Here is a 4,475-nt window from a genome sequence, read left to right on the forward strand (position 1 = left end):
CTCCGAATCTGCCCTTTGAATGCAAAAATTTGTCGTCATCTGAAATAACAGCAGGCGGTCGCCGCGTCAGCGGTGGTTGTGCAGACCATCCTTAGGACTTTTCATGACAAACCATCTTCGTACCGCCACGCTTGCCTTTGCCCTTTCCGCTGTATCAGCGCTAACCTTTGCCGCTGGTTCACACGGGGGCGGTCACGACGAGGTCGCCATCGGTCAGCCTGGAAAGACGGCCAACGTCAGCCGAACTATCAACATCGACATGACCGACAACATGCGATTTTCTTCGGCGGACATTGCCGTCAAACAGGGGGAGACGATAAGGTTCGTGGTCAAAAACTCCGGCAAAATCAAGCATGAAATGGTGCTGGGTACACCAAAAGAACTCAAGGAACACTACGCCATGATGATGAAAATGCCCGAAATGGAGCATGCCGATGCGAATATGGTCACGGTCGCTCCGGGCAAAACCGGTGAAGTCGTCTGGCAATTCACCAAGGCGGGCAAAGTTGACTTCGCCTGCCTGCAGCCTGGCCACTACGACGCCGGCATGAAGGGCCTGGTGACCGTCGCCGAAACTGCTGGCGCCACTGGAGCCGCGCCCAAAGCCGGTGCGGCCGCAGGCCACAAGCATTAATGACAGCACATAAACCTACAGCGTTTTGCGGGGTTTTTGCACCCCGATTGACCCCATTTTCGATGTAAATCTATCATCTCTCAACTTTATTGAAATCGAGCACATTATGAAAATCTCTAATTCTTTCGCTGTTCTTGGCAGCCTCGCACTGGCAGCGGCTTTCGCAACCAATGTTTATGCCCAAACCACGATGAACAAGGACAGCATGCCGGGCATGGACATGTCGGGCATGAAGATGGCGCCCACAGACAAGGGCGGCATGGCGGGCATGAACATGCCGGGCATGGCCATGGGCACGTCGGCAACAGCTACCGCGACAGAAGGTGAGGTTCGCAAGATCGACAAGGAAAACCAGAAAATTACCTTGAAGCACGGCGATATCAAAAACCTCGATATGCCCGGCATGACCATGGTTTTCAAGGTCAAGGATGCCGCCATGCTGGACAAGGTTCAGGTCGGCAGCAAGGTCAGGTTCAAGGCCGAAAAATCGGATGGCGCGATCGTCGTGACCAGCGTGGAACTGGCCCAATAAGCGGAGCGCCTGAAGAACGCCGGCGTGGCCGGCACAGCCACTATTTCGTCACCTTTTAACAAGAACAATGAGATCACCATGGATGAACTGAAACGCAGATCGCTCCAGTCGCTGCTTGGCCTGGGCGCCCTCGGTGCGCTTCCAGCCGCCTGGGCCCAGCTGCGAGCCGTCGAGATCGGCGCCGTGCCGGTCAACCGCGCCTACGACCTGACAGTCGCTGAAACGGCGCTCAACATCACCGGCAAGCCTGCCATGGGCATCACCATCAACGGCACCATGCCGGGGCCGGTGCTGCGATTCAGGGAAGGCGACGAGGTCGTCATCCGCGTGACGAATCAGCTCCGCGAAATCACCGGCATTCACTGGCATGGACTGCTGGTTCCCAACAGCCAGGATGGCGTGCCGGGCGTCACCTTTCCGGGGATTCAGCCCGGCGAAACGTTTACCTACCGCTTCAAGCTGCGCCAGTCGGGAACCTACTGGTACCACAGCCATGCGGCTCTACAGGAAGCGGCCGGGTATTTCGCCCCGATCATCATTGACCCGATCAAGCCCGACCCGTTCAAGTACGACCGCGAATACCTCGTGATGCTGTCGGACTGGAACGACACGCCGCCGCCGCAAGTGCTGGCGAACCTCAAGAAGGTGGATGGTTACTACAACTACCGGCGCATCACGACGCCCCAGTTTCTCGCCCAGCTGCGCAATGCGCCCGACAAGAAGGCGCGCGAAGCCATCTGGAATGAACGCATGGAATGGGCCAAGATGCGCATGGACCCGACCGACTTCAGCGATGGCGGCGACGAGTGGACTTTCCTGATGGCGGGTAAAAAACCCGCCGAAAACTGGACCGCGCTGTTCAAGCCCGGCGAACGTGTGCGCTTGCGTTTCATCAACGCCTCGCCGATGAACATGTTCGATGTCCGGATTCCAGGACTGCCCATGACGGTGGTGCAGGCCGACGGCCAGAACGTCAGCCCTGTCGAAGTCGATGAATTCCGTATCGGCAACGGTGAAACCTACGACGTGATCGTGCAGCCCAGGGAAGCCAAGGCCTACAGCATTTTTGTGCCGACCATCGCACGCATCGGCTACGCACTCGGAACGCTGGCTCCCGAGCTGGGCATGAGCGCCCCGGTGCCCGACATGGGTCCGAAGCCCGTGCGTACGATGGACGATATGGGCATGGCCGGCATGGACATGAGTGGCGCAGCCGATACATCGGGCGCAGCGGATGCTTCAGGCATGGCAGGCATGCCCGGCATGGAGGCCAAGCCCGCTGCGAGCACAGCCATGACAGGTATGGCTGGAATGGCTGGAATGGCTGGCATGGCAGGTATGGACATGGGCAAGCCAGCCGCCAAGGCGACAGGCGGGTCGATGGCCATGCCTTTGAAGCCTGCCGACAAGGCCATGGCTGACATGCCTGGCATGGCAGCGCCCGGCAAGCCGGCGGACTCCATGGCAGGTATGCCTGGAATGGCCGACGCGTCGGGCTCCGCCCTGATCGTTGCGCCCGTCGATGCGGACGGCCTGCGCCGGCTGAAATACACGCTGCTGCGTGCTGCCACCCGCAACGCCGACAACCGGGCACCGGAAAGGGAGCTGTTGGTCCGGCTGACCGGCGACATGACGCGCTATTTCTGGTCGATCAACGGCAAAAAACTTTCCGATGCCAAGCCCTTCAAGATGGGCCTGGGCGAGCGTGTGCGCATCAAGATGGTCAACGAAACCATGATGGAGCACCCGATGCACCTGCACGGTGTGTTCATGGAACTGGTCAATGGCAACGGCGCCTTTGGTCCGCGCAAGCACACCATCATCGTGCCGCCGGCGCAAACGGTGGAGCTCGATGTCACCTACGAGGACGAAGGCACCTGGGCCTTCCACTGCCATCTTTTTTACCACGCAGCGACTGGCATGTTTCGCCTTGTCGAAGTAGCTTGAACCTAACCACAATGAACAACAATCTCAACCGTATAGCATCGGTGCGCTGGCTCGCCGCCGCCGTCCTCGGCTTGTCCGCCCTGTCGGCGCAGGCCGTGGAGGACGAATCGATTTATTCCTACACCAGGGTCGAAGCCGGAACCGGCAAGGTACGCGGCCAGGCGGGCTCAAGCCAGTCGCTAGCCGTCGATGGCTGGGTCGGCGGCGACTTCAACCGCCTGTGGTACCAGTTCGACGGAGAACGCACAGGTGGACGAACCGAAGCTTCGGAGCTGCAACTGCTCTACGGCCGCTACATCGCCCCGTTTTGGGATGCGCAGGTGGGCCTGCGCCATGACGAGCGACCCGGTCAGCGCACTTACCTCGCCGTGGGCGTGCGCGGCCTTGCGCCCTACGCCTTTGACGTTGACCTGAAACTGTTTGTCCGCAACGACGGCAAGGTGTCTGCGCGCACCCGCTTTGAAAACGACTTCCTGCTCACCAACCGCTTCATCGCGCGTCCCTACATCAACGTCGAGTGGTCGGCCTCCAACCTCGACCCCACCGTGCGCCGGGGGCCCTACCAGACCGATGTCGGCCTTCAGGCGCGGTACGAATTCAACCGCCGGGTTGCACCCTATGTCGATGTTTCACGAACCTTCTATCCGCGCGCGCAATCGGGCGGGCAGAGACCAGCCACCACGGTTCGCGCCGGCTTGCGCTTGATTTTCTAGCAACAAGATTGACGGGTGGATTTTGTGTCTGATCAGGATGCCAATGGGATTGGGCGTTATGGACGTCCGACCGTCGCACTGCACTGGGTGGTGGCTCTGACTCTGATCGTCGCCGTCGTATTAGGCTTGACGCTCGGCAACACGCCCGAAGAGGCATCTAACCGCAAAGATTTATTTGACTGGCATCGCTGGGTGGGCGTAACGGTATTTGCTTTGGTCCTCGTGCGAATCGTCGTCCGGGCCTTTAACCGGGCTCCGCCACCTCTCGCTTCTATTTCGTCTTTTCAGCAATGGGTTGCGCACTTTACACACGGAAGTCTTTATGTATTGATGGTTGCCGCCCCCCTGACGGGGTATCTTTTGAGCAACCGGATGGGCGAGGCCATCGTGTTGTTTGGCTCAATCAACCTTCCTCCTCTGTTGGTGGGAGGGTGTACAGAATTTTGTGTAAACGGACAATCCACCGCCGGCGCAAGCCGGCCTGTCCGTAAGCACAATGAACACCAAGAAACACGACGTACCCGAAGAACTGCTGTCTGGCCTGCTGGCCAACTAGGGGTCTCCTCGTTTTCAGTGCAATAAGTGACGGTACGAAAAGCTAGCACTGGCGCGGAGGTGGTGTTGGTAGATCGTTGATTTCATTGACTTT

Annotated in this window: 5 protein-coding genes; all 5 read left to right on the forward strand. The window is 59.1% G+C overall.

All coding sequences use genetic code 11. The annotated features are described in order from the left end of the window. Nucleotides 1-103 precede the first annotated feature (103 nt). The 5 genes from EV672_RS18520 (at nt 104) to EV672_RS18540 (ending at nt 4,408) form a co-directional block, all read left to right on the forward strand. Nucleotides 104-634, forward strand: coding sequence for a cupredoxin domain-containing protein (locus EV672_RS18520; protein WP_055398265.1), 531 nt, complete (start codon nt 104-106; stop codon nt 632-634). Between the two features lie 106 nt (nt 635-740). After that, the gene (locus EV672_RS18525; protein ID WP_243738767.1) at nt 741-1,166 is read left to right on the forward strand and encodes a copper-binding protein; all 426 of its coding nucleotides are present in this window, start codon (nt 741-743) and stop codon (nt 1,164-1,166) included. Nucleotides 1,167-1,244: 78 nt separating this feature from the next. Beyond that, nucleotides 1,245-3,113 (forward strand): copper resistance system multicopper oxidase, encoded by a 1,869-nt coding sequence (locus EV672_RS18530; RefSeq protein WP_133611415.1) that lies wholly within the window; start codon nt 1,245-1,247, stop codon nt 3,111-3,113. An 11-nt stretch (nt 3,114-3,124) separates the two neighbouring features. Further along, nucleotides 3,125-3,826 (forward strand): copper resistance protein B, encoded by a 702-nt coding sequence (locus EV672_RS18535; protein ID WP_133611416.1) that lies wholly within the window; start codon nt 3,125-3,127, stop codon nt 3,824-3,826. A gap of 15 nt (nt 3,827-3,841) precedes the next feature. Next, a complete protein-coding gene (locus tag EV672_RS18540) occupies nt 3,842-4,408 on the forward strand; it encodes a cytochrome b (protein WP_133611417.1) in 567 nt (188 codons plus the stop codon). Nucleotides 4,409-4,475: the final 67 nt, after the last annotated feature.

Source organism: Aquabacterium commune (assembly GCF_004362855.1).
In the GTDB taxonomy this organism is placed as follows: Bacteria; Pseudomonadota; Gammaproteobacteria; order Burkholderiales; family Burkholderiaceae_C; genus Aquabacterium; species Aquabacterium commune.

Excerpts from the sequence above, each read along its gene's own strand:
- EV672_RS18525 (WP_243738767.1), top strand. The coding sequence starts at position 741 with ATGAAAATCTCTAATTCTTTCGCTGTTCTTGGCAGCCTCGCACTGGCA.
- EV672_RS18530 (WP_133611415.1), top strand. The coding sequence starts at position 1,245 with ATGGATGAACTGAAACGCAGATCGCTCCAGTCGCTGCTTGGCCTGGGC.
- EV672_RS18535 (WP_133611416.1), top strand. The coding sequence starts at position 3,125 with ATGAACAACAATCTCAACCGTATAGCATCGGTGCGCTGGCTCGCCGCC.
- EV672_RS18520 (WP_055398265.1), top strand. The coding sequence starts at position 104 with ATGACAAACCATCTTCGTACCGCCACGCTTGCCTTTGCCCTTTCCGCT.